Annotated in this window: 3 protein-coding genes; all 3 read right to left on the bottom strand. The window is 29.6% G+C overall.

Annotation, left to right across the window (positions count from 1 at the left end):
* Positions 1-60: 60 nt before the first annotated feature.
* A complete protein-coding gene (locus tag RR430_RS09190; RefSeq protein WP_332509022.1) occupies positions 61-1,452 on the bottom strand; it encodes a PASTA domain-containing protein in 1,392 nt (463 codons plus the stop codon).
* Positions 1,445-2,113: an ABC transporter ATP-binding protein gene (locus RR430_RS09185; RefSeq protein WP_332488793.1), complete on the bottom strand. Its 669-nt coding sequence runs from the start codon at positions 2,111-2,113 to the stop codon at positions 1,445-1,447. Before RR430_RS09185 ends, RR430_RS09190 begins: the two co-directional genes overlap by 8 nt.
* A gap of 12 nt (positions 2,114-2,125) precedes the next feature.
* The coding region (locus RR430_RS09180; RefSeq protein ID WP_332509020.1) for an ABC transporter permease at positions 2,126-3,579 on the bottom strand (1,454 nt) is incomplete at its 5' end.

The raw sequence follows: 3,579 nt of genomic DNA, 5'->3' as shown, positions 1-3,579 counted from the left end.
GATAAAGAAAAAGCAATAAGTAACAACTCTCTAAATTGAAGTTATCACTTATTGCATTCCTTAGTTACCAGTCGATACACTAATTATAATATGTGTTCCAATACCTACAAAGTTCGCTTTATAGTTTGTTGTAATGATTGTACCTTTTTTCTCGGTGCTACTTACATCAATAAGTTCATAAGTTAATTGAGCACCTTTCATGTTCATTTCATTTATCGATTGAACCATGGTAAAGGCATCCGTTCCATCAAAATTACCTATATATGGTTTTCCTAAAGAATACGTTAAGGCAACACTTTGATCTTTAATTTCCGTCCCAGCAGGAATTGATTGCGATATCAAATAATTTGAACCTACACTATTACTATAATAATAAATGATATTAACTGAGACGTTCGCCTTTGTTGCTTCAATTTTACTCTGTGTCTCATCTAAACCACTAAAACTTGGCACATATGATATTTTACCTCTAGATATTGTAATACTGACAACATCTTTTTTTGCTATTTTGGTCTTAGCGGCAATCCCTTGTGAGATTACCATTCCTTCCATTATTTTATTACTAGGTGTTTCTATAAATTCAATAACTACTTCTTTTTCTTTTGCCCATGATTCTACCTCTTGTTTTGATTTATCCTTAAAATCTGGCATTTCAATATTCTTTTCATAAATTTCTTTTCCTTTAGAAACTACAATGTTTATTTTATCTTTTCTTCGATAATTATTCGCATTAATTCCTTCTGTTTTATATTCAACACGAATTGTTTTTGAACTATCAATTTCATCACTAAACACTTTTTCAATACTAACATTTGCTGCTTTTTCTTTTCTCTTCCACCGTTCAATTTGGGTAAGTGACATTTTCATGAAATCAGGTACTTTGATGTGCGCTTCTGGATTAGCTCCCTTTGATAATACAATTTCAATATTATTACCTTTCTGAATAATAGTTCCTTGTTTTAATGATTGCTTTACTACATAACCATCATCCACATTAGTACTAAAAGTAGTTGTATAATCCATTTCAATTTTATTTTTTGCTGCCCATATCTGAACATCATTTAAAGTTTTTTCATTTACAAATTGTGGTACTCTAATTTCATTTATTTTACGATATCCAATAAATCCAATTATAAATACAATAACAACACATATAATACCAACTATAATATTCTTTTTTCTTCTCTTTACTTTTTCATCATCATGAATATAAACTTCGTCCTTTGTATCAGAAATTTTAAAAGTTGTATTTGTTTTAGATTGATTCTCTGAATTTAATAGCTGCTGATCCATTTCATTGATTTCATCTTCATAAGCTTCAATGCCTTTTTCTAGTTCATTATCGCTTTCTATTTCTTCTTCTTTGTTTTCATCTGTATCCTTTTCTACGAAGGAAGGTTTCTTGACCTCTTGATAAGCTTTATCAGAAAATTTCTTTAGAAAATCACTCATGTTTCTGACCACTCGATAAATTGATAATAACATCTGCATGCTTTGCCACTTCATTTGAATGTGTCGCTACAATCACACATTTATCATATTCTTTTGCTAATAAATGAAATGTTTCAACAATCGTTTCTTCCGTTTCTAAATCAAGATTACCAGTTGGTTCGTCCGCTAAAATTAAATCAACATTGGTAGACAAAGAGCGAGCAATCGCTACTCTTTGTTGCTCTCCTCCTGATAATTTTGTCACTAGCCGATTTGCTTTTGTCTTTGTAATTCCCAAAAAGTCTAATAAATTATAGACAACACTGCTCTTTTCTTCAATTTTATTATCAGTAATACTCATTGCAATTAACAAATTTTCATATGGAGTCATATAAGGGATTAAGTTGTAGGATTGAAATACCATGCCTACATTATTTCTTCGATAATTATTTAAGCCAATTTCTTGAATTGATTTTCCATTAAAATCAACAACACCTGATGTTTGTGTGTCCATTCCACTTAAAATTGATAATAACGTAGTCTTTCCTGATCCTGATTCTCCTAAAATTGCATAAAATTTTCCTTTTTCAAAATTATAATTTAAGTCATTGAATATATATCTTCTCGAATCTCCATCTTGATAATAATATTCTAGATCCTTTACATTTAAAAATTCACTCATCTTATTATCCTCCTACATTAAGATTTTCTTCGGATTTAAACGAAGAAGATAAAGTACTGTCGCAAGTTGTGAAACAATAATAGTAATAATAGTTGTGCCATAGAATACAAGTAATGTCATTATACTAAACCCTCCTTGATACTGTCCTAAAATTAGTTCAGGAGTAATGCTTTGATTAGTATTTAATGTTGAAGTTATCACATTTTGAATATCTTTAGTAGGCATCATTAAGGAATTCAATAAATTATCTGACAACATATTTGAAAATATTAATGACGTTGCAATTGCTAGTGTAGCACCAACAAGTGCCACAATTAATGTTTCAATCATTAATTGTCCTACAATATTTTTACGACGTTCTCCAAGTGCTAAGAAAATGCCCATTTCTTTTTGTCTTAAATACATAAAGATACATAAAACTAAAGTTAATATAACAATACTTGCGATTATAGTAACTTTAAATACAATACTTAATAAACGCTCCATTGAGCTTAATGGTTTTGCGACTATTTCATATTCTTTTGCTGTACTATTTATTTCAAAATATTTCTTGTTATATACTTCTTTTGCAGCATTTGTGAAATCATTTAAATCTTTCATATCATTTAAAATGAATTCAGGCTCAATTACTTTAGATGCAACATACTCAGGCGTTATGACTGGATTTTCAGGGTTTTTATCAAGAATACGTGCACGAGTATCTTTAATTATTTCATTTACGTAATGATTTGGAGCATACAAAGTATTTGCGAGTTTTTCCATTTCAAATATATCCATTGTACTTCTAGTTGGTTCAATTGCTTGTTTCTTAATAAATTCTTCGACTTGAAAGATTTCCATAATGCCAGCAACTTCCAATTCAATATCTTCAGAATAGATAACTTCCCCTTCATCACCAAGTTTAAATATTTTTTTAATAGTACGGTTTAAAGGAAAACGCGTACCAATTTCTAATCCATTCGCCTCAGCGAATTGTTTCGAAACAATTACTTTATTTTTTCCCTCTTTGATATCTGATTCACTTAATCCGTTTCCTAGAATCATTTTTCCTTCTTCTTTAGTTACTAGATTTGTCTTTTCTACTTGTGTACCTTTAAGTAGTAAATCTAACGGTACATCTTCAAATACTTCAGTACCTGGTAAATTTGACAACTTTGTTTCAGTTGTTTTCTCTAAACCTGTAAGTAAAGAATAATCATAATTATTCACGATGTTGTTTGTCTTTTTATATAGTTTTTCTGCCATTTCTGGAGTTGAATCTGGCATAGTTTTGCTATCGTCATTTCTATAGTTTAGCTTGATCTTTACTGCTGGTGGAAATTGCTTTAATACCATTTGCTCTGTATTCTTAAGTGATGTAGTTACTGTTAATGTAATAAGTAACACATTTGCCAATATAAAAACAATTAATAGTAATATAATACTATTAGTTTTACGTCGCATAATACTAATCCATGCTCTTTTAA

Origin of the sequence: Anaerorhabdus sp., assembly GCF_036641015.1 — a bacterium.
GTDB lineage: Bacteria > Bacillota_I > Bacilli_A > Erysipelotrichales > Erysipelotrichaceae > Anaerorhabdus.
Note: the sequence above shows the minus strand (reverse complement) of the source record. Positions and strands in the feature narration are given on the sequence as shown.

Coding starts and splice junctions, on each gene's coding strand:
- RR430_RS09190 (WP_332509022.1), bottom strand. CDS start 1,452: ATGAGTGATTTTCTAAAGAAATTTTCTGATAAAGCTTATCAAGAGGTC.
- RR430_RS09185 (WP_332488793.1), bottom strand. CDS start 2,113: ATGAGTGAATTTTTAAATGTAAAGGATCTAGAATATTATTATCAAGAT.